General features: G+C 43.2%; 20 protein-coding genes. 10 read left to right on the forward strand and 10 right to left on the reverse strand.

All coding sequences use genetic code 11. The features are described 5' to 3' along the window. Nucleotides 1–133 precede the first annotated feature (133 nt). A complete protein-coding gene (locus FFM75_RS11875) occupies nt 134–283 on the forward strand; it encodes a hypothetical protein (protein ID WP_137606173.1) in 150 nt (49 codons plus the stop codon). A gap of 89 nt (nt 284–372) precedes the next feature. On the opposite strand, the gene FFM75_RS11880 is transcribed toward FFM75_RS11875, so the two are convergent. After that, complete coding sequence (locus FFM75_RS11880) at nt 373–789, reverse strand: bis(5'-nucleosyl)-tetraphosphatase (RefSeq protein ID WP_137629380.1); 417 nt, start codon at nt 787–789, stop codon at nt 373–375. A 62-nt stretch (nt 790–851) separates the two neighbouring features. Further along, nucleotides 852–1,661 carry a PfkB family carbohydrate kinase gene (locus tag FFM75_RS11885; protein ID WP_137629381.1) on the reverse strand — a complete coding sequence of 270 codons (810 nt, stop codon included), beginning with the start codon at nt 1,659–1,661 and terminating at the stop codon, nt 852–854. A 227-nt stretch (nt 1,662–1,888) separates the two neighbouring features. Between FFM75_RS11885 and FFM75_RS11890 the strand changes: the two genes are divergently transcribed. Both FFM75_RS11890 and FFM75_RS11895 read left to right on the forward strand, forming a co-directional pair. Next, a complete protein-coding gene (locus FFM75_RS11890) occupies nt 1,889–3,283 on the forward strand; it encodes an amino acid permease (RefSeq protein WP_137629382.1) in 1,395 nt (464 codons plus the stop codon). Between the two features lie 174 nt (nt 3,284–3,457). Beyond that, entirely contained in the window at nt 3,458–3,766 is a 309-nt protein-coding gene (locus tag FFM75_RS11895; RefSeq protein WP_223876674.1) for a transposase, read from the forward strand. 72 nt (nt 3,767–3,838) lie between these two features. Here the strand turns inward: FFM75_RS11895 and FFM75_RS11900 are convergent, their stop codons facing one another. After that, nucleotides 3,839–4,240 carry an OsmC family protein gene (locus FFM75_RS11900; protein ID WP_137629383.1) on the reverse strand — a complete coding sequence of 134 codons (402 nt, stop codon included), beginning with the start codon at nt 4,238–4,240 and terminating at the stop codon, nt 3,839–3,841. Between the two features lie 129 nt (nt 4,241–4,369). On the opposite strand from FFM75_RS11900, the gene FFM75_RS11905 reads away from it, so the two are divergent. After that, complete coding sequence (locus FFM75_RS11905; RefSeq protein WP_137629384.1) at nt 4,370–6,811, forward strand: Xaa-Pro dipeptidyl-peptidase; 2,442 nt, start codon at nt 4,370–4,372, stop codon at nt 6,809–6,811. Between the two features lie 48 nt (nt 6,812–6,859). Here FFM75_RS11905 and FFM75_RS11910 read toward each other — a convergent pair whose 3' ends face one another. The 3 genes from FFM75_RS11910 to FFM75_RS11920 form a co-directional block, all read right to left on the reverse strand. After that, nucleotides 6,860–8,845, reverse strand: coding sequence for an acyltransferase family protein (locus tag FFM75_RS11910; RefSeq protein WP_137629385.1), 1,986 nt, complete (start codon nt 8,843–8,845; stop codon nt 6,860–6,862). 180 nt (nt 8,846–9,025) lie between these two features. Beyond that, entirely contained in the window at nt 9,026–9,571 is a 546-nt protein-coding gene (locus tag FFM75_RS11915; RefSeq protein WP_137629386.1) for a biotin transporter BioY, read from the reverse strand. Further along, the gene (locus tag FFM75_RS11920; RefSeq protein ID WP_137629387.1) at nt 9,564–10,556 is read right to left on the reverse strand and encodes a biotin--[acetyl-CoA-carboxylase] ligase; all 993 of its coding nucleotides are present in this window, start codon (nt 10,554–10,556) and stop codon (nt 9,564–9,566) included. The genes FFM75_RS11915 and FFM75_RS11920 overlap by 8 nt, the downstream gene beginning before the upstream one ends. A 200-nt stretch (nt 10,557–10,756) precedes the next feature. On the opposite strand from FFM75_RS11920, the gene FFM75_RS11925 reads away from it, so the two are divergent. Next, the gene (locus FFM75_RS11925) at nt 10,757–11,665 is read left to right on the forward strand and encodes a proline-specific peptidase family protein (protein WP_137629388.1); all 909 of its coding nucleotides are present in this window, start codon (nt 10,757–10,759) and stop codon (nt 11,663–11,665) included. Between the two features lie 352 nt (nt 11,666–12,017). On the opposite strand, the gene FFM75_RS11930 is transcribed toward FFM75_RS11925, so the two are convergent. Beyond that, on the reverse strand, nt 12,018–13,325 hold the full coding sequence (locus FFM75_RS11930; RefSeq protein WP_137629389.1) for an NCS2 family permease: 1,308 nt from the start codon (nt 13,323–13,325) through the stop codon (nt 12,018–12,020). A gap of 227 nt (nt 13,326–13,552) precedes the next feature. On the opposite strand from FFM75_RS11930, the gene FFM75_RS11935 reads away from it, so the two are divergent. Beyond that, complete coding sequence (locus FFM75_RS11935; RefSeq protein WP_137629390.1) at nt 13,553–13,714, forward strand: hypothetical protein; 162 nt, start codon at nt 13,553–13,555, stop codon at nt 13,712–13,714. Between the two features lie 51 nt (nt 13,715–13,765). Here FFM75_RS11935 and FFM75_RS11940 read toward each other — a convergent pair whose 3' ends face one another. Next, nucleotides 13,766–14,251 (reverse strand): MarR family winged helix-turn-helix transcriptional regulator, encoded by a 486-nt coding sequence (locus FFM75_RS11940; RefSeq protein WP_223876675.1) that lies wholly within the window; start codon nt 14,249–14,251, stop codon nt 13,766–13,768. Nucleotides 14,252–14,441: 190 nt separating this feature from the next. Here FFM75_RS11940 and FFM75_RS11945 point away from each other — a divergent pair, with 190 nt between their 5' ends. From FFM75_RS11945 to ppx, 4 genes are all read left to right on the forward strand, one after another. After that, entirely contained in the window at nt 14,442–15,251 is an 810-nt protein-coding gene (locus tag FFM75_RS11945; protein WP_137629392.1) for a LicD family protein, read from the forward strand. A gap of 223 nt (nt 15,252–15,474) precedes the next feature. Next, the gene (locus FFM75_RS11950) at nt 15,475–17,004 is read left to right on the forward strand and encodes a Ppx/GppA phosphatase family protein (protein ID WP_137629393.1); all 1,530 of its coding nucleotides are present in this window, start codon (nt 15,475–15,477) and stop codon (nt 17,002–17,004) included. A gap of 2 nt (nt 17,005–17,006) precedes the next feature. Next, nucleotides 17,007–19,163 (forward strand): RNA degradosome polyphosphate kinase, encoded by a 2,157-nt coding sequence (locus FFM75_RS11955; protein ID WP_137629399.1) that lies wholly within the window; start codon nt 17,007–17,009, stop codon nt 19,161–19,163. A 1-nt stretch (nt 19,164) separates the two neighbouring features. Beyond that, nucleotides 19,165–20,118, forward strand: a complete 954-nt coding sequence (gene ppx / locus FFM75_RS11960; RefSeq protein ID WP_137629394.1) for an exopolyphosphatase — start codon at nt 19,165–19,167, stop codon at nt 20,116–20,118. Between the two features lie 57 nt (nt 20,119–20,175). On the opposite strand, the gene FFM75_RS11965 is transcribed toward ppx, so the two are convergent. Both FFM75_RS11965 and FFM75_RS11970 read right to left on the reverse strand, forming a co-directional pair. Next, entirely contained in the window at nt 20,176–20,379 is a 204-nt protein-coding gene (locus tag FFM75_RS11965) for a hypothetical protein (RefSeq protein ID WP_137629395.1), read from the reverse strand. A gap of 161 nt (nt 20,380–20,540) precedes the next feature. After that, nucleotides 20,541–20,963 carry a Spx/MgsR family RNA polymerase-binding regulatory protein gene (locus FFM75_RS11970; protein ID WP_137629396.1) on the reverse strand — a complete coding sequence of 141 codons (423 nt, stop codon included), beginning with the start codon at nt 20,961–20,963 and terminating at the stop codon, nt 20,541–20,543. Nucleotides 20,964–21,273 lie beyond the last annotated feature (310 nt).

Genomic DNA, 21,273 nt, shown 5'->3' on the forward strand with positions numbered 1-21,273 from the left:
TACACAAAGTTGTAAGGCTTTTCATTTGCATTATATCAAGGAACCGCGTATAGTGATTAAATTGTAAGGTTCATAGATGATGTAAGCATCTCGTAGCAAAACCAAACAATTTCCATGAAGGGAGTTTTGTCAAATGAAATTTCAAACAACTAACAGCTGGTTCAGTATCGTATTGGATACCCAGCGACAATTATTTGTTGCAACTGACAAACTTCATCCAGAATTGCGCGCTGAAGGCGTAACAATCGAAGATGCAGTTGCTAACTTAAAAACGCAAGCCTAAATATCGATTTAATTAACTTAAATAATTAAAGATTCACTGGGTAGTTTAAAATTACCGGTACCGTTTATGCGACGGTGCCGGTAATTTTTTTAAGCTTTTTTCGTAATGTAGGCGTTGGCTTGGTCAAGTAGTTGCTTCAAGTTATCGTACGTCAACCGTTCCCGGGCCGCCGCATAGTCAAACCACCCAATCGCACTGATTTCTTCAGTCTGACGCGTGACCGCAACCCCAGAAGGAACTTCACTCACGAATAGCGTGACTTGTTTTAAGTTGCCATTTGGTAAGTCATATTCAGTATAGGCCTTAAATTTGGCATCGACTTGCACATCCAGTTGCGTTTCTTCTCGAATCTCACGTTGGGCAGTTTCAACTAACGTTTCGTCACCCTCGACGTGTCCTTTTGGGAACCCCCAAAAGTCACTGGTGGCACTTTGTAACAATAAATAAGCGGGATGGCCATCTTTTTGTTGATAAACCACTGCACCGCTGGCTACTTCTGTACTCATAAAATGCGCACTCCTTCTAAATCTAATCACTAACGCTTAAGTATAGTTTAGTATAACATTGCTCACGCTAAAATTGCCTTTAAAATTGGTTTCAAATTAATCCCTTGACGCGCATCGGTCCGATGCTCAGCTAAGGTTGCAGCCACCGCGGCATTCAGCCATTGATTGGCTAAGGTCACGCTTGTTTTGAGGTCATGTCCTTGACCTAATAACCCGGTCAAAACAGCCGCCAAAGTATCCCCCGTACCATTATAATGACCAGCCAAACGGGGTTGACCGACAAATTGAACTTGACCATCAGTTAACCAGGCACAACCGATTTTATCAGCTTGAGTCACATCGGTAATCACTGCTTTCGCCCCTGGTTTGAGCAAGCCTTGTAATTGTGTCAACAATGTCACTAAGGCTGGTTGGTCTTGATAGGATAGCCCCGTTAACAAGCATGCCTCGGTCACATTTGGCAAAATCACATCGGCGGGGGCAATCAAACGCCGCATCGCAGCCACATAATCAGCATCAAAGCCATCATATAAGCGGCCCAAATCACCTAACACCGGGTCAACAACTAATAAATCTAACGCTTGTGCTTGTAAATACGTCGTTAACAACTGGCATAATTCCACCGAACCCACATAGCCAATCAAGGCTTGTTGAAAATCCAGCTCAGCGGCGGTCCAATGTTGAAAGACTTGTGGCAACCATTGCGCCAGATCCACGATGGCTGGTCGCCCATAACCACTCGTATGGGTCGACAATAAACTCGTCGGTAACACTGCAACCTGATAATCCATTGCCGTTAAAACTGGTACGGCCGCACTTAGTGAAATGCCGCCAACCGCAGACAAGTCCTCTGCTACTAATATTGATGCCATCCACGCGTCCTCCTCTAAACATTTTAATTATTAATCATCTTATCAGAATTAACGATACTTGTAAGCTATCCAGGCACGGTTCAAACGTTCACTCAACAACCTTTTTTGAATTAAGATGTGGTTCTCATTGACTTTTAATATTTGTTCACGGTATCATGTTGGCATGGTAAAATTGTCAATTATGACAAGTAACTGTGAAAAATAACTAAAAAAGGTGGCTATTATTAATGGGGATTCGTCAGCGGATTTTCCAAAAAGAAAATCTGGAACGTTATTTACAAGCCGATGGACATTTTGAACGTACGTTATCGGCAATTGACCTAATCGCCCTGGGTATCGGGGCTGTTATTGGGACTGGGATTTTCATCCTACCTGGGACAGTCGCCGCAACGACTGCCGGGCCCGGCATCATTATCTCATTCGTCTTGGCCGCAATCGTCTGTGCGGTCGCTGCAATGTGTTATGCTGAGTTTTCGTCAGTCTTGCCGATTGCTGGTTCAGCATATTCCTATGGTAACATCGTCTACGGTGAATTAGTTGGTTGGATTACCGGTTGGGCCTTAGTTTTGGAATACGTCTTGGCCGTCGCTACGGTTTCCGTCGGGTGGGCAGCCTACTTTAACTCGTTTATTGCTGGTTTTGGGTTAAAATTACCCAAAGCAATTACAGGCTCGTTTGACCCGGCCAACGGGACGTATATCAATATCGTCGCCATCATCATCGTCTGCTTAATTGCTTGGATCATTGATGAAGGGTTAAAAACGTCGATTAGGTTGAACAACATCGTCGTCGTTTTGAAATTAGCTATCATTATTGTTTTCTTGTTAGTTGGTTCATTTTACGTTAAACCAGCTAACTGGACCCCGTTTGCGCCATTTGGGGTCCATGGTATCTTCAAAGGTGCGGCGGTCGTCTTCTTTGCCTACTTAGGTTTTGATGCTGTCTCGTCATCCGCCGCAGAAGTTAAAAATGCGAAACGTAACATGCCAATTGGGATTATCGGCACGTTAGTCATTTGTACCGTCTTTTATATTTCAGTCGCGGCTGTTTTGACTGGGATGACCTCTTACAAGCTGCTAAACGTGGATGACGCCGTTACCTTTGCGTTACAACTCGTGCACCAAAACTTCGTGGCCGGGATCGTGTCAATTGGCGCCTTAGCTGGGATGTTTACCATGATGGTCACGACGATTTATAGTAGTTCCCGACTATTATATTCAATTGGTCGCGATGGCCTCTTACCAAGCTTCTTAGGTAAAATCGATAAGAATCATACGCCCAAGCACGCCATGGTAACAGTCACAATCGTCATTTCAATTCTTGGCGGTTTTGTGCCATTAGGCCAACTGGCTAATCTGGTCAATATTGGGACCTTAATTGCCTTTACCTTCGTCTCCTTTGGGATTATTCTGTTACGTCGTAATCCTAAGTTGAACAAAATTAAAGGCTTCCGCGTGCCCTTTTATCCTTACTTGCCAATCATCTCAGGACTTTTATGTATCTTTATGATGACCCAATTGTCCGCTGAAACTTGGGTTGCGTCCATTATTTGGTTTGTCTTAGGCCTAATCATCTACTTTGGTTATGGTATTCGGCATAGTAAAATGAACCAAGATCGTTAACACTAGTTTTTAACTTAATTCGATTAAGCCCGGTGTGCTGTGAGCCTTTCAGGTCTCGCACGGCACCGGGCTTATTTTAGCCAATCATAGCGTCGCATCGAGTTACGATTATCCATGACAGCGGTTACGGTTTACGGTATGATGGGGGCAAACCTAAAAAGGATGTGACGTTGTATGTTAACCCCATCAAAGTTCCAAGCTGAAATCAGCAAGCATCATGATCAAATGTACGCGCTTCTCAAAGACAATCCTTGGCTAATCCCAGCCACCTTATCGATGCAAGTGATTCCCGTTGCCTTAGGCGTCCATGGCTTCTGGAAGAATCGGCAACTCAGTAAACAGCTCAAGATTGAACGTGAAAGAACCAAACAGTTGGCCTTACAACAAGTTGAAAATGTCACAACTAAGGTTAAGACCGCGACCGAACAGACCCATTGTCCGACGTTTATTCACGATCACTTGTGCAAACATTTTACGCATTAATCAACCTTTAAATCCTAACTAAAACGTCACGACCAGCTTAACCATCCGCTAGTCGTGACGTTTTAATTTAGCCTACAAATGAATCGTCACATTCACACTACCACCTAAGAGCTTGGCGACTGGACACCGCGTCTCCGCGATTGCCAGCCAATGTTCAGCGGTTGCAGCATCAACTTCAGGTATCGTGACCAGCGCATCGACCAAGAATTGATACCCAAACCGGTCACGGGTTAATCTGACAGTCGTGGTCACCGTACTTTGATGTGGCATTTGATGCTCACCCTCAATGGCTTCTAAAGTCGCATTCAAACAAGTGCTCAAAGCCAGCCCAATCAGCTGTTCCGGGTTCGTTCCTGGGACTGATTTTAATGGACTAGAGACAGTGACTTTTAAGCCATCCGGCACATAGGCGATCCCTTCAATGCCATCTTCATTAATCGCTTGCGTCGTATATAAGGTTGGAAATTCTGCCATATCTCATCATTCCCTTCGTGAGTTAGCCTTAATGTAGCACAATCTGATAGCGCTGTCAGCGCCTGATTTGGCATCACTAGGAATAGGCGTATAATATACCGTAAAACTTACTAAACGAAGGATGCCATTATGAAGAACAATCAATTTGCAATCGTACCGACCGATTCGGAAGCAGCGATTGCGGAGCTTAAAAAGATTCAGTTTATCACGGCGACCATGGCCGATTTAAAAACGGTACCTGAGGTTTACCGGGCCTTGTTAGCCAAGAGTTTTCCCGAAGTACACTCTACCGCTGGGTTAACCCACAAATTCGCTAACTTAATGGCAACGAGCCAACACAACTTAAACGACTGGCTAGCAACTGCCAATGTCGTGAATAACCAAGTCTTTTACAATGTTGGCTTACAGTTATTGGGCTTTTTACCAGGCCAAGACTTTGACTTAGCTGATCCATTGTTGGCTATGCGTGATATTCATTTACCAATGGTCGGCGACAGTGCTTTTGACCGTGAAGCCTTGTATTACGCTTGGTACCTCTTGTTGAACACTCGTGGCGTTAAAGGCCAAACGTTAATCGAAAACTTGACCACTCGCGGCTACTTTGTGCCATTTTATCAACGGCCTAATCAAGATAAGCCCCTCTTCTTCAATGGCAAAGCGCAAGCGGTCTTTAACACGAATGAGTTGATTCGAGACGTCGTTTATGTTGAAGCCCCACTTGATACCGATCATGATGGTCAGCGCGATTTATTAAAGGTTGAAATTTTGCGGCCAGCTGAAACTGCAACTGGCCTTAAAGTACCGGTCTTATATACGGCTAGTCCTTATAACCAAGGCATTGACGATGCCGCCGGTAAAGCCACCATGCATAACGTCGACGTCCCATTGACTGCTAAAACACCGGATACTAATACTTACGCCGATGTCGAATACCACTCACAACCAGCCGACCTCCCAGCCGCACGATCTGTCACACAAATCAGTGATGCGGCGGAAGAAACCTTTGGTCGTGAACAATCGTATACGTTAAACGACTATTTCTTAGCACGTGGATTTGCGGTCGTTTACGCGGCCGGCATTGGCTCGGTCGATTCTGATGGCCTGGCCCCCACTGGTGATGAAGACGAAACCACCTCTACGATTGCCATTATCGAATGGTTAACCGGCAAACGCCATGCCTTTACAACCCGTGATGGTGACGTTGCGATCAACGCTTGGTGGACGAATGGGCTCGTTGCCATGACCGGTCGTAGTTATTTAGGCACCCTGGCAACTGCCGCTGCAACCACTGGCGTTGACGGTTTAAAGACGATTATTTCGGAAGCCGCCATCTCTAGTTGGTATGACTACTACCGTGATAACGGCCTCGTCGTTGCGCCAGATACCTTCCAAGGTGAAGACACGGATGTCTTAGCAGCCGAAGTTTTCTCACGCAGTTTAAAAGCTGGCGATGCCCACCAGATTAAGCCTAAATTTGATGCCAAACTGGCCGCTTTAACTGCTGGTCAGGACCGTACCACTGGCAGTTACAATCAATTTTGGGATGAACGGAATTATTTGAAAAATGTCGCCAATATTAAGGCTGATATTGTGATGGTCCACGGCTTAAATGACTGGAACGTTAAACCACGCAATGTGGCTAACTTATGGGACAAGCTGCAAGATGTGCCGGTAACTAAGAAATTGATTCTCCATCAAGGCCAACACATCTACATCAACAATTTACAATCGCTTGATTTTACTGACATGATGAACTTATGGTTAAGTCATGAATTATATGGGTTGGACAACCATGCTGAAAGCTTATTGCCGAACGTGTTAGTTCAAGATAATACGGCGACGCAAACTTGGCATGCCCATGATAATTGGTGGCAAGATACTGACGACGCTTTGGACTTCAAGGTGCAATATAAAGAACTCGTCCCCGCTGATCATCCAGTTGATCAACGTGCTGCTCACTTTACCGATAAATTGCCTGATAAACTCTTTGACCACTATCGCACTGATTTGACTGCTTGGCAGACGGACTTATTGAGTGAAGACAAGACGAGTCCGTTATATGACCATCGCCTGCTCTTTAAGAGTTGGCAAGCACCGAGTGACCAACTCCTAGTTGGCCGCCCACACGTGACGGGGTCAGTGGCAGTTAATCAAAACTTTGGGATGTTGAGTTTTATGTTACTCGACTTTGGGTCTGCCAAACGTTTGACCGTTAGCCCCCAACTGATTGCGTCAAAAGCACTAGATCTTGGCTACCATTGGCGTGAAGATGACTTAAAAGACTTCAAATTAGCTGCAGCGACTTCGCCTTATAAGATGATCACCAAAGGCCATTTGAACTTACAAAATCGTCATGAGCCTTGGCATGCTGAAGCACTCAAAGCCAATGAATTTTACGATTTTGCGGTTGATTTACAGCCGATTTTCCATCACTTACTAACAGGACACCAAATCGGGCTAGTGGTTTATGCCACTGATATGAAGATGACTGTCCGCGGTAATCAAGATTTACAATACTCCTTACAATTAAACGATTTATCGTTACACATTCCAATGAAACCATTTGAATAGTACTAAAAAGACGGCCCGCTTAGCGAGTCGCCTTTTTGATTAGTTCGATTAATTTTTATTAACTGCGGCGATCCGATTAGCGATCAACGCGGTTAAATGCTTGTTCCCAGTTGGATTAGGATGCACATTATCATCCGCAAACCAATTGCTTTGCTTCAAAGCTAACCCGTGCCAATCAATCACATGGACATTGCTGTACTTTTTAGCCGTCTGATTGATCTGACTGTTAACTTGATTTTGCCAACTCCGAGTTGGCACATGGGCGGTCACCCAGAAAATCTGGTGATCTGAACCAATTGCATGGACCACTTGATCAGCTTGAGCACTGGTAATCGTCCCATTAGTCCCAATATTAACCAAGACATTCTTCGATAATTGACCTTGTGACTTCAATGAACTGACGATTCCAGGTACTTCCGTTACTTGACGGCCGACCCGTCCTTGCACGACTGTTCCGGGAATCACTTGTTGTAAGTCACTGGAGACATCGAGTAAAACCGAATCCCCAATCGCCGTTAGGTCCGTTTGTCCCATCGCTAAGACGACTTGTGGTTTTAAGTTGTAATCTTTAACGACAACTTTTTGTTTACTGTTCAACTTAGCCATCGCTTGTTTGGTTTGCAACTTATCGGCAGCCACTTGTTTCTTCTTAGCTGCCGCGGCTTTGGCCGCCGCCTTTTGCGCTTTTAGTGCTGCCGCATTTTGGGCTTTGACTTTTTCAGAGTTCTTAGTAATCGTCTCTTGAATCGCAGTCTTCTTCGCAACCGAAGCCTTGCTAGGTTGTTGCACAAACCCAACGGCCGTCACTGCGAACAAAATAACTGCCAAACCAACAATCGAGCCACTGACCCGATTAAACCGTGGTTCATGCACGAAGTGACGTAAGTCGGTAAAGACCTGACTATAGTTGTAGTGCCGCATTGGATTTTCGATAAACCGATAACTCAACTCGGTAAAGACCATGATCAACGCCACTTCAATCAAACTATTAAGCAGCGGATGATCCCCAATGTTTTGCACTTTGGTTTCATAAAAAATCATCACGGGAAATTGATACAAATAAATCCCATAACTGCGTTGCCCAATATATGAAAAGACTGGGTTCGTTAAGATGCGATTCATATGACTAGCCGGATGTGCAACGGTTGCGACCAAAATGCCAGATAGGACGGTAAATAAGAACATCCCACCACGATACGTGAAAGCTGATTCACCGGACAATTGGAAAAACATCCAAATTAAGCCAATCAATGATGCACCACCTAATAAATCAAGGGTGATACGGTTAGCTGGTGCTAAGTCTTCCGGCAATTGCCGCGATGGCCAAGCAAATGCTAATCCCGATCCAATCAAGATTGCAAACATCCGCGTGTCCGTCCCATAATAAACCCGGTTAGTGTTGCTTGGGTCATATAAAATGGCCATTGTAATCGCTGAAGCGATGGCTGCCACCATCATAATTAAGAAAATTTGTTGTCGATTTTTGAAAATCAATAACAAACCAACCACGATCAACGGCCAGAATAAATAATATTGACCTTCAATCGATAATGACCATAAGTGGGTGAATGGTGATTCACCATTAAAGCGATCAAAATAGCTCTGACCATGGCCAATTTCGAACCAATTATAAACATATAACAAATTGGTCATCACAGTCGCCCGGATATTAGTCAATAGCGACCGCTGAAAAAGCGTGATATATGTTGTTGTTCCTAATAGCATCGTCACAAGAGCCGGATATAATCGCCGCAACCGGCGCGCATAAAAATTCCATAATCGAATCGACCCGTGACTGTCCCATTCTTGCAATAAAATATCAGTAATCAAATAACCTGAAACGACGAAAAATATTGGAACCCCCAAATACCCACCTTGCAAAGAAGCCGGCATTAGGTGATAGATGATGACCCCCAGAACCGCTAACGTCCGGATACCATCGAACCCGGTGATATACCGACGTGGGCGCATGCGGTGGCGGTTCATCCTGGCCATCGTTCGGCTCATATTAACGCCCGTTAAATTATCGTTCATTTTCCCATTACCCCTTGAAATTGTTCCTACAGTGATTAGCCTAACATTGCCATTTTTATTAGTAGTTCTACTATAATATGGTGAGTACCGTTTTGACCAGTATTAATTAAGCTTCTTTAATTATTTTTATTAACCACTTTATTCATCAATCCCAGTAATTTTATCACAAGTAACAGGTTTTTAGGACCGCAAATTAAATTTAGTTGGCATTCGCCGCAAAATTGCTTGGGCGACTACAACGACAAGGACAACTTTAATCAACGCAGGCAGTAAAAATGGCACGACCCCCGTACTAATTGCGGCGGTCCAAGTCATTTTTGCTGAAAGGACAAGCCAGTACGTGCCCGCAAACAGTTGAATGATTGCCCCGAAAATATTACCGAAAATTAATGCTGGTGTTCGTTTGGTATACTTATAAAAGGCTCCCACAATCCAGACATATAAGAAGAATCCCCATAAATAGCCCCCAGTTGGTCCAAATAATGCAGCTAACCCGGCTGCGCTACTAGCAAAAACCGGAATACCAATCAAGCCTAACAACAAATAAATCCCGATTGCCCAAGTGCCAACCACTGTTGGGACGATACTAGCAATTAAGCCAACCGCTAACGTTTGACCGGTCAATGGAATCAGACCTAATGGTATCGTGATTTTCGAACAAATAGCTAGTCCCACAGCAAGTTCTGCCGCAATAATCAGTTGTTTTAATAATTTCGTATTACCCATGATAATCCCCCGTAATCAAATTAACTTTTGTAATCTCGCCCGAATTGTATGACTGTTGCGTCCCATCCGGTAACGCTAAAACAAGCGCCCCTGCGGCATTAATATCTTGCACAGTCCCGTAAATAAGCTGATCACCACTCTTTAGTTCAACTTGCTGGCCAATGACCATTGACAGCTGCCGATAATCGGCCATGAAATCACCAGTCGTATACGTCGCATAACCCGCAAAGAAATACGATAATAGCTTGCTGACAACTTGGTTACGGGTGACCGTCGTTTGGGTCGTCACCGCCCCAGCCTTAGTTTGCAACCCATTGGGAAACTCGTTAGCCGGCGTCGTTAAATTGATCCCAATCCCCACGATAACGGTTGAAATCCGACCAGATTCTAAATCAGTCGTTGCTTCAGACAAAATACCAACGGCTTTATGATGGTTGACTAACACATCGTTGACCCATTTTAATTCAACTGGTACGTCAAACAAGTCGCGCAATGTTTTCGCCACGACTACCGCTGTACTGGTCGTTAATAACCCCGGGTCAAATGGCATCCCCGCCATAATTGGTAACCCAATACTTAAGTAAAGTCCCGTTTCACTAGGCGAATAAAATGCCCGGCCAAACCGGCCATAACCACCAGTCTGAGTATTAGCAACCACAACGGTCGGCATAGTCAGCGGCTGCTTAGTTGCTAGTCGCTTCAAATAAGCGTTGGTTGAATCAACTTGGTCTAAAACAATGACCGTCGGCGTTGTTGGTCCGGTGATACCTTGCATAATCGCTGGTTGACTTAATTGATTGTTGTCAACATAGCAATATCCCCGGCCATGGCGACTTTCAATCGAATAGCCTTCATTTTGTAGTCCTTGAATCGCTTTCCAAATTGCGGTGCGACTAACTGCCAACTGTTGTGCCAATTGGTCGCCCGAACAATAATCTGGTGCAGCTTGCATTAATAAAGTTAAGACTGCGGTTTGCGTACTCATTGCCATCCCTACTAACCTTTAGATTTGTTAACCCATTATTTCACATTGGTTAACTAGTCGCAATCTAAAGTTGTACTTTTATGGTATTTTTACCGGCAACGATTGCATCTACCGAAGTATTAGGATTCGTTAACTGCGTTGCCAAACCTTTTGCTACGGTGGTATGATGGGTATTAAATATAATGAAATAAGGTGATCATTTGAAACAAGGAACTACGATCATCACGTTGGATAACGGCTACCATTTATGGACCAATACCCAAGGTGAAGGCGACATCCATTTACTCTGTTTACATGGTGGCCCTGGTGGTAACCACGAATACTGGGAAAACTTTGGTGAAAAGTTAGCTGATTTAGGCGTCCAAGTGACGATGTATGACCAATTAGGCTCATGGTACTCTGATCAACCTGACTACTCTGACCCTGAAATTGCTAAGAAGTATTTATCTTATGATTACTTCTTGGATGAAGTTGAAGAAGTTCGCCAAAAGCTTGGCTTAGATAACTTCTACTTGATCGGTCAATCATGGGGCGGTGCCTTAACCATGATGTATGCCTTGAAATATGGTCAACATTTAAAAGGTGCCATCATCTCAAGTATGGTTGACAATATCGACGAATACGTGGTTAACGTCAACAAGTGCCGGGAAGAATGTTTACCAGCTGACGCCGTCGCTTACATGAAACAAAAAGAAGCTGAAGGCAATTGGAATGACCCACAATATCAAAAATACGTGGACGTTTTAAACGCTAATTACGTTGACCGTAAGCAACCCGTTGCCATCTCACACTTAATCAGTACGATGGCAACTCCAGTTTACAATGCGTTCCAAGGCGATAACGAATTCGTTATCACTGGGAAACTCAAGGAATGGGATATTCGTGACCAAATCCATAACATCAAAGTCCCAACGTTATTGACTTTTGGTGAACACGAAACGATGCCACTCGCTTCTGCTCGGCGGATGGCCCGTGACATTCCTAACTCACGCTTAGCAACAACGCCTAACGGTGGCCATCATCATATGATCGATAACGCCCCAGTTTACTTCGACCACTTGGAACAATTCATCAAGGATGTTGAAGACGGTAGCTTTAATAAAGATTAATCTCTTAGACTTCGCTAATTTAGCGGAGTCTTTTTTTGCGTCTTTGCCGGCTACGCTGCTTAACGATTCCGACAACCAGTTCTTAGCACAGTCAAACCAGGATTAGCGTCCTGTGTCGATGTCGTTAGCTGGTGTATTTTGCCAGCTTACGACATGGGCCGTCTTTAAGATGTGGGGTATCAGCTTAAAAGCGCCTGGTAGACCGCTTTTGGGCTACCAGGTTGGCCCCACCGGACAGAAATCCTGGTCTGACTGTGCGTTAACGCTTATCGGTGGAATCACTAAGCGACGAAACCGGCAAGAAAAAAGCCCGCACCTAATTGATAGATGCGGGCCGTTAATAGTTTAATTATCAGACGTTTAAAATCCATAAGAAGAGAATAAAGACGAAGAACAAGACGTACATTAATGGGTGCACTTCTTTAGCGTGCTTCGTGGCAACCATCATAATCACATAACTGATGAATCCTAAAGCAATCCCATCAGAGATGCTGTAAGTCAATGGCATCCCGATGACCGTCAAGAATGCCGGTACCGCGATTTCAAATCGGTGCCAGTTAATTTCCTTCAATGATTCGGCCATCAATACCCCAACAATAATCAAGGCTGGTGCAGTGACTTGGTTGGTCACAACATTCAACAATGGTGAGAAAAACATCCCTAAAATAAAGAGTAAGCCGGTCACCACTGCACTAAACCCAGAACGACCACCAACGGCAATCCCGGCTGAAGATTCGACGTAAGCCGAAGTTGGGGATGTCCCCAATACTGACCCAACTAACATTGACGTTGAATCGGCCATTAAAGCACTCCCGACCCGTGGCATCTTGTTATTCTTCATGAAACCAGCTTGTTCAGCCAATCCCACTAAAGTCCCCGCTGTATCAAAGAACGTGACTAACAAGAACGTCAAGACCACGATAATCAACTGTAAACTATTAATATCACCAACGTGCGCTAAAGCCACCCCAAATGTTGGCTTCAAAGAAGGTGCTGCCGAAACGATATGACTTGGCATCTTAATCAAGCCGGTAAATAATCCGAGTAGCGCGGTTAAAACCATCCCAATAAAAATCCCACCGGGAACTTTACGACTCATTAAAACCAACGTTACGATTAAACCAAAAATCGTTAACCAAGTCGTCCCGACATTTAAAGGTCCTAACCCAACGACAGTTGACTTGTTGGCCACAATCAAACCGCCACCATGTAACCCGATAAAAGCGATGAAGAACCCAATCCCAGCGGAAATGGCGAGCTTCATATCACGTGGAATCGCATCAATAATCATTTCTCGCAAACGGAAAACTGTAATAATCATGAAAATTACGGAAGCAACAAAAACCCCAGCTAGCGCAGTTTGCCACTTAATACCCATCCCAATGACCACTGAATAGGTAAAGAACGCATTGACCCCTAATCCAGGTGCAATCGCAATCGGATATTTAGCGACGATCCCCATTAACAAACAACCTAACGCTGACGCCAATGCAGTCGCGGTAAAGACTGCCCCAGCATCCATTCCTGAAGCGCCTAAGACGCTTGGATTAACGAACAGAATGTATGCCATCGAAACAAACGTCGTTACCCCAGCTAGGGTCTCAGTTCGCATCGTGGTATTGAGCTCTGAAAAATTAAAATATGCCGCAATTTTATTCATGATTTCCTCCAGAATTTGAGATAATAGCATTTTGCATATTTGTAAACGTTCGTGTTTTATATCTCTTAGACAAGCATTATATTATCATTGTTAGTTGTTAAAAGCAATATCCGAACGCTAACTAATTAAAAGCGACTTTATTTCTATTTTTATTTTTTTAAGTTCTGTACTAGAATGAAAGTGATTACAAGATGATACTAGTAGCGTCCACCGGGGGAGTGAGATAAATGGCTAGTTCCAAATTTAGTGCAATTTTCTTTTTAATCTTATATGCGGTCTTACTATATTTCGTGTTTACCATGCAAAACATGGTGGCCATGTATTTAATGGCGATTGGGATGTTTTTAGAAGCTTGTGAAGGCGTCTATTGCAATTTCTTTAAGCACTAAAACACAAAGCCGGTGTTGAAACCTTTGGATTTCAGCACCGGCTTTATGTTTTTAGTGATGATAATGTAACTGACTCGCATGTGCCGTTTGTTGAACTTGATCAACTTTAGAGCTTATCGTTTGCAACAACTCGATGGCTTGGTTAACTTTACTGGTCCCTAGTTGTTGGACCCATGCATCAAAATGTTCGCTGATTGCTTGATCCACCAACTGTTCAATCCGTTCCCCACTGGCGGTTAAGTGTAAATATAGCCGCCGCCGATCTTGCGGGTCAGGGACTTGAAAAATATATTCTTGCGATAAAAGCGCTTTAATTTGGCGGGAAATCGCACTACGCGTCACTTGTCGTTGTGACGCAATATCATTTAGGGTCACTTGGTCCGCCATTGCAATACGGCGTAAAATTAAAAATTGCTCAAATGACAAATTATTTTGACTGAGCGGCCAAGCCACTAAATCCGCCATTAGCTTAGTTGTACTTTGATAAGCCTCAAAATAACTGTTTAATAAGTTACCGAGGTCGGCTTGCTGATTCATCTCTCTCACCATCGTTTCATTTGCTAGATTTATACATGCCTAAAATATAACACGGCTTTAACTATTTTGCACAGAAACACCAACCGATTCGGGATTTTGTCCCTGGTAAAGCATCCTACCTAACATTTTTCGGCTAAAACGTGTATGATTAAGGATAGATTAAAACGCTTACGCATAAGGAGCTGATGACATGTCACTCACACCTTTGCATCAAGTTGAACTTAACTTAATGCAACTTGTTACGAAAATCTGTGACGCAGAAAAGATTGACTATTTTTTGATTGGCGGTTCCCTCTTAGGCGCCATTCGACACCAAGGGTTCATTCCTTGGGATGATGATATCGACATCGGCATGCGCCGGTCTGAATACCAACGCTTCATCGCCGTGGCCAATAAATACTTGGACCCAGACGCCTACTTTTTACAAACAGGCGCTAGTGACCCTGATTATGGGCTCAGTTATATGAAACTATTAGATGTAAATACCTACATTGAAGAAAAAAACAACGTTAACAATGCGTTTAAGGGCGTGTTTGTCGATATCTTCCCGTTTGATAAGATTCCAGCTGACGAAGAGTTGCGACGGTCACAAATGATGCATTTCAAATTAGAAGATGCTGCCATTTTGTTACGTCTGAATTATAATTTTGTCAAAACGCCCCTACGCAATCTCATTACTAAAAAAACACCGCAACAATTAGCCGATGTCAATGACCACAAGCAACAACGTGAAGACTACATGCGTCTCTACGAGAATTCAGATGCGCGCACGTATAAGAACTTGGCTTCACAATACGATTATGACAAAGAAATCCTATCCGATGATGAGTTGACTGAATTACAACTAGCACCTTTCGAAACGATTCAAGTTAAGATTCCGGCAGCGTATGACGCGATTTTAACGCGGATGTATGGCGATTATATGCAACTTCCACCTGAAAACCAACGCGTGGAAAAGCATCTCAACAAACTAATCATTAATAATCGCGAAATTTTGTAAGCACGCTTAGAGTAGTTCAGTAACCAATTAGGTGACTGGTCTACTCTTTTTTATTCGGGCCACCTAAATAATTTGCTAACGAAAGCCATTACATTTTTTTAATGGTATTAAATTAACTTTTGCGTATGTTACTATTGAAAAGAGCGCAGTATGGTCTGATAGAATCAAACAATCTTTAGGTATATTTCAGCTGATTCATTGACTAGAAAATGGGGGGCACAACATGGCAGCAAAACTGTTTGGTATTATGATGATTAACGTTCAAAATATTGAACTTTCAATCGTCAACTTAAAAACTTTACGACAAGTTGAACGCGTGCGTTCAGATGTCGCTTTAGGTGAAGATTTATATGATGAACACACAATCGACTATGACTCAGTCGAACAAGCCTCACAAGCACTAACTGGTTTTATTCAAATCATTCATGATTACGGGGTTACTGACTATCACTTATGGGGGTCTTGGTCATTATCTACCGCTAATAACGCGGACTATATTCAAGATCAATTGCTCGTGCGTACGGGACTGAAAATTGATTGGTTGTCCAATAGTCAAGAAACCTACTTGCGGTCCGCCGCAGTTGCAGTTAACTTTCCAAAATTCAAACAGATCATTCAAGAACCTACCTATTTGTTGGGGATTAATTCTGGTAGCGTCGGCATTTCACACTATGATCAGGGCAGTTTTGCTTTTTCGCGGAGCTTACGTTTAGGACCGGTCCGGATTGCTGAAGTCTTAGAAGACTTACAATCGACAGTCCCCAATTATGTTGAAGTCCTCGACGATTACATTTCTAGTCAAATCGCCGACTTCGGCCGCTTCTTACCAACAACTCGTCAACAACCCAGCCAAGTTGTGATGCTTGGGGTCGCACCATTTTCTAACCTATTCCAACAATCACAAACTGATGCTGGCGTCCAAGAATTAAGCGTAACGGACTTTAGAGCAATGTATAACGACGCCATTAATGCGTCAGATCAGTATTTGATGGAAAAATATGACGTTGATGAAACAGATGTCCGCCTAATTATTCCAGAACTACTCTTGATCAGTGAACTGCTACAGCTCACTAATGCTAAATCAATCTGGTTAGGTAATGTCACTGCTTTAGATGGTTTAATCATTCAAGAAGCCGTTAAACTGGGCTATAAAAAATATAACTTCAACAATCAAATCGTAACGGCCGCTAAAAATTTAGCTAATCGTTACAATGTCGAACCTAAACATCGTGATTTGGTCACTAAGTTCTCTTTACATTTGTTTGACCAACTCAAGCCATTGCATCATTTAACTAAACGCGACCGGTTGTTGCTACAAGTGGCCGCAATCGTCCATGACGTCGGTAGCTATATTGATCCACACCAACATTACATGCATTCGGACTATATTTTGCGAGCAACTGAATTGACTGGCTTAACTGATGAAGAAAAACAATCAATTGCGACGATTTCACGATATCACAGTGCGCAAACACCCTCAAAAGACATCAAACATTTTGAACATATGAGTCTAGAGCAACGATTAGTCGTCTCAAAATTATCCGCCATTTTAAGAATTGCGGATGCTTTAGATGATGGTCGCCAACAAAAAATCAGTAAAATTTCAGTATCCATTAAGAATCCTAAAGTGATCATCACCTGCTATTCACATGATGATCTATTCTTAGAAAACTGGGTCTTTTCGCAAAAAGCGGAATTCTTCAAGGAAGTCTTCGGCCTGACACCAGTAATTAAACGACGGGGAGTGCGTTAATGATGAATTATCAAAAGGAAGCTTATTACACAAACCGAGAACTTAGTTGGATGGACTTTAACTATCGTGTCTTAGATGAAGCACGCGATAAAGAAAATCCATTGCTCGAACGAGTTCGCTTTTTAAGTATTACGCAAAGTAACTTAGATGAATTTTTCACTGTCCGGGTCGCTTCTTTACGTAAGTTAATGTCAGTTAACTACAACAAACCCGATCCAGCCGGGCTGACACCCAGTGATCAAGTGGCGGCAATTACCGAAAAAGCCCATGAAATGGTCAAACGACAATACAACACCCTCAATCGGTCATTGTTACCTCTGATGGAACAACATGGTATTCATTTATTGTCCATCGACGACTTAACCAGCGAACAATATGCGTTTGTTAAAAATTATTTTGATGACGAACTTTATCCGGCCTTAACACCAATGGCCGATGATTCATCACGACCGTTCCCATTTATTGCGAATAACACGTTAAACATTGCGTTACGAATTTATAAAAACGGTAACAAAAAAGACCGAAAATTTGCAACCGTTCAAGTACCAGATGTCTTTCCACGCGTCGTTGTTTTACCTGGTGGTGACAACCAATTTATCTTAATTGAAGACATTATCAAGGCTTTTGTCGGCTCACTTTTCATCGACTATACTGTCAAAGAAACTAGTGCCTATCGTGTTATCCGTGATTTGGATTTAGATGTGGCCGAAGAAGATACTTCGGACTTGTTAAAAGAAGTGCAAAAGCAATTAAAGATGCGTGAACGTGGCAAAGTCATGCGTTTGGAAGTTGAAAAAAGCATGAGCAAACATCAACGGACTCGCCTAGCCAAAGCGCTTGGGGTGACCGAAAATTCACTCTACATCATCAATGGACCGCTTAACTTAACCTTCTTATCAAAACTAGTTAAGGCTGTCAGCGGCCACGATGATTTAAATTACCCGAAATATCAGGCTTATTACCCTGCCGTTTATCGGGAACGTTCAATTTTTGATTTAATCAAAGACCATGATATCTTGATGCAATATCCATACGATGATTTCAAACCCGTCGTCGACTTTATTCAAGAAGCAGCGGAAGATAAAAACGTTTTGGCCATCAAGATGACTTTATATCGTGTCTCGGCAGATTCACCAATCATCAAATATTTAGGTCAAGCCGCCCAAAATGGCAAGCAAGTGACAGTTTTAGTTGAGGTCAAAGCTCGATTTGATGAAGAAAACAACGTGCATTGGGCGAAGAAACTAGAAGAGATGGGCTGCCATGTCATTTATGGATTGATTGGGTTAAAGACGCATTGTAAATTAGCCCTAGTTGTTCGCCGTGAAAATGAAGGTATCAAGCGTTATATGCACATGGGGACTGGGAACTATAACGATGTCACTGCGCATTTCTATACAGACATGGGCTTGTTTACCGCCGATACCGATATGGGGATCGATGCTTCGAATATCTTCAACATGTTGTCCGGTTATTCCGAACCACCTTATTTCCACAAACTACACATTTCACCCGACGGTATTCGCGACTTCATTAACGAGAAACTCGATGATGAAATTGCCACTGCAAAAGCTGGCCGTCCGGCAGTAGTCAAAATGAAGATGAATTCATTGTCTGACCCTCAAATCATCAGTAAACTCTATGAAGCCTCACATGCGGGCGTCAAGATTCAATTGATCATTCGCGGGATTTGTTGCTTAAAGACTGGTATTAAAGGCGTCTCTGATAATATTGAAGTTCATTCGATCATCGGGCGTTTACTTGAACACAGTCGGATCTATTACTTCAGTAATGACGGCGAACCACAAATTTACTTGTCGAGTGCCGACATGATGACACGCAACTTGAACCGTCGGGTTGAATTGCTATTCCCGCTACTACAACCTGAAATTAGTGACCGTGCAATCCATATCTTTGAAACCATGTGGCAAGATACGGTGAAGACTCGGGTGCTTCAAGCCGATGATAGCTACGTTAAGTGTGACCGTCGGGGCGTGGCGATGTTAGATTCACAGGATCGTTTTATTCACCAAGCAGCCAAAAATGTGACGGCTGACCACCCAACACCAACAGCAACCAGCACGGCGCATCAATTTATTCCCATGATGAGTCCGAAGAACGAACCAAATCCGCTACATCACGATGGAGGCGATCAATAGGATGGAAAATTTTGCCGTAATTGACTTAGGGTCCAACTCTTGTCGGATGACCGTCACGCAAATTCAATCTGACGGCAGCTACCATGTGACCCACCGTTTAAAAGAAATGGTGCGCTTATCTGAAAACGAAAACGCGACGACGACACCAACCCTACAACCAGCAGCCATCGAACGAACGATTACTGCGCTACAAGGTTTTAAGGCTGTCTACGATACGTTACCAAATTTAACGCTCAAAGCGGTTGCCACCGCCGCCACGCGTAAGGCGACCAACCAAAAGAAGTTTTTGAAACAAGTTAAAGCTGCGGTCGACTTAGATATCGAAGTCATCCCCGGGACGACTGAAGCCTACTATGACTATTTAGGCGTCGTCAATACCTTGCCAACCGCCAACTGTGTCATGATGGATACGGGTGGTGGTAGTTGTGAACTAGTACTGATCGTTAATGGTCAGGCGAAACATCTCATTAGTCTACCAGTCGGTTCCGTTAGTCTATCCGAGAAGTTCCACCTCAACGATCAAATTCAAGCAAGCAATCTCTTTGAGGCCATGACGTTTGTTGATAAACTATTCAACAGTGTTTGGTGGTTGCGTAACGGCTTGAATCTCCCATTAGTTTGCCTTGGTGGCAGTAATCGGACCTTAGCGAAGATCAACCGGCGGCAAAATCATTTTCTGAATTTTGAAGATACGCATGGTTACCGCTTGCGTGATGATGCCGTTTATAAAACATTTAACGAAGTCTTAGCTCAAGATATGGCTGGCCGAGCGAAAATTCCAGGTCTCGCTAAAGATCGCGCTGATATTATTATTGGCGGGATGATTCCGGCCATCACGTTGATGCGTTTCTTAGATTCAGACCGCATGACGTTTTCTCAAAATGGGTTACGTGAAGGAATTCTTTTCGAACACCTCACGGCCCTAGCGGAACAAAATAGTAAAGTAATCGAATAAATCACTGCTAAAAAGGCGTGACCACCTGACAATTGTCAAAGTGGTCACGCCTTTTAGTTACTTTTTAGCTTGATCCTGTTGGTCTTGATGCCAACTAGTCGGACTCCATAACTGTCCTTCCATCGAACCACGCAAGCTATCAATCTCCGCTTGTTGGTCACTGATAACGCTAATGATCCCCGTAATCGTCGCTTGATTATCGGTTGTTTGTAATTGTTTTAATGCTTGGATGGCCCAAGCTGCTTGATCTGCTTCACTCATAAAAAAACTCCTTTAACCTAATTAAATCAATTGTACACAATTAATCATTTAAAGCCAACTCTGCGGCTTAGCGATACCTCCCGTGACCGCGCCCCATCATGACCTAAGCTTGCTTATAAAAAAAGAACCACAGGAACGCCTGTGATTCTTTAAAGTTGTGATTAGCCAACCGCTTGTTGGTCATCATCATATAGTTTTTGTTGAATTTCACGTAATTCAGACTTACGCACTGAACGTGGCAAAAATGCCCGAATGTCTTCTTCGTTATACCCAATTTGTAACCGACGCCCATCATAAATGATTGGCCGTTTCAAAAGTTGTGGTTTTTCGACTAATAAATCTAATAGTTGGTTAAAGCCTAAATCAGCTAAGTCGATGTGCAATGCTTTAAAAGCCTTAGAACGCGTTGAAACAATGTCCTCGAAACCATTTTCGGTGAGCCGGAGGATTTGTTTCAATTCATCGCGATCTAGAGGATTTGCAATAATGTCGCGTTCGTTGAATGGAATATTGTTAGCAACCAACCATGCGCGTGCACTACGGCTTGACTTGCTAGATGTTGAATAATATAAGTTTACTGTCACGATGAATTCCTCCTAAGTTTACAGTAAGCGAATTTATCACTTACTTTTATATAGTAAGTATACGTTTTTAGTCAAGAATAGTCAAGGTTTGTCAGAGAAATTTTGATGATTAATTTGTGATAAAAGTTTAACCATTTGATCATCCTGAAACGCCTACGTACCCAAGCTATCCCGCCTTGGCTTTAACTGATAGGCTTCGTAATCCGACAAGCCAAACCAAATTAACGGGCGATAAAGAGGCTGTGACATAAGTCTCTAGAAACAAAACAGGTCTGGAAAAATCTTCGGATTTTTCCAGACCTGTTTTTGA

Source organism: Lactiplantibacillus daowaiensis, assembly GCF_005405085.1.
In the GTDB taxonomy this organism is placed as follows: domain Bacteria; phylum Bacillota; class Bacilli; order Lactobacillales; family Lactobacillaceae; genus Lactiplantibacillus; species Lactiplantibacillus daowaiensis.

Coding starts and splice junctions, on each gene's coding strand:
- FFM75_RS11875 (WP_137606173.1), top strand. CDS start 134: ATGAAATTTCAAACAACTAACAGCTGGTTCAGTATCGTATTGGATACC.
- FFM75_RS11880 (WP_137629380.1), bottom strand. CDS start 789: ATGAGTACAGAAGTAGCCAGCGGTGCAGTGGTTTATCAACAAAAAGAT.
- FFM75_RS11885 (WP_137629381.1), bottom strand. CDS start 1,661: ATGGCATCAATATTAGTAGCAGAGGACTTGTCTGCGGTTGGCGGCATT.
- FFM75_RS11890 (WP_137629382.1), top strand. CDS start 1,889: ATGGGGATTCGTCAGCGGATTTTCCAAAAAGAAAATCTGGAACGTTAT.
- FFM75_RS11895 (WP_223876674.1), top strand. CDS start 3,458: ATGTTAACCCCATCAAAGTTCCAAGCTGAAATCAGCAAGCATCATGAT.
- FFM75_RS11900 (WP_137629383.1), bottom strand. CDS start 4,240: ATGGCAGAATTTCCAACCTTATATACGACGCAAGCGATTAATGAAGAT.
- FFM75_RS11905 (WP_137629384.1), top strand. CDS start 4,370: ATGAAGAACAATCAATTTGCAATCGTACCGACCGATTCGGAAGCAGCG.
- FFM75_RS11910 (WP_137629385.1), bottom strand. CDS start 8,845: ATGAACGATAATTTAACGGGCGTTAATATGAGCCGAACGATGGCCAGG.
- FFM75_RS11915 (WP_137629386.1), bottom strand. CDS start 9,571: ATGGGTAATACGAAATTATTAAAACAACTGATTATTGCGGCAGAACTT.
- FFM75_RS11920 (WP_137629387.1), bottom strand. CDS start 10,556: ATGAGTACGCAAACCGCAGTCTTAACTTTATTAATGCAAGCTGCACCA.
- FFM75_RS11930 (WP_137629389.1), bottom strand. CDS start 13,325: ATGAATAAAATTGCGGCATATTTTAATTTTTCAGAGCTCAATACCACG.
- FFM75_RS11935 (WP_137629390.1), top strand. CDS start 13,553: ATGGCTAGTTCCAAATTTAGTGCAATTTTCTTTTTAATCTTATATGCG.
- FFM75_RS11940 (WP_223876675.1), bottom strand. CDS start 14,251: ATGAATCAGCAAGCCGACCTCGGTAACTTATTAAACAGTTATTTTGAG.
- FFM75_RS11945 (WP_137629392.1), top strand. CDS start 14,442: ATGTCACTCACACCTTTGCATCAAGTTGAACTTAACTTAATGCAACTT.
- FFM75_RS11950 (WP_137629393.1), top strand. CDS start 15,475: ATGGCAGCAAAACTGTTTGGTATTATGATGATTAACGTTCAAAATATT.
- FFM75_RS11955 (WP_137629399.1), top strand. CDS start 17,007: ATGAATTATCAAAAGGAAGCTTATTACACAAACCGAGAACTTAGTTGG.
- ppx (WP_137629394.1), top strand. CDS start 19,165: ATGGAAAATTTTGCCGTAATTGACTTAGGGTCCAACTCTTGTCGGATG.
- FFM75_RS11965 (WP_137629395.1), bottom strand. CDS start 20,379: ATGAGTGAAGCAGATCAAGCAGCTTGGGCCATCCAAGCATTAAAACAA.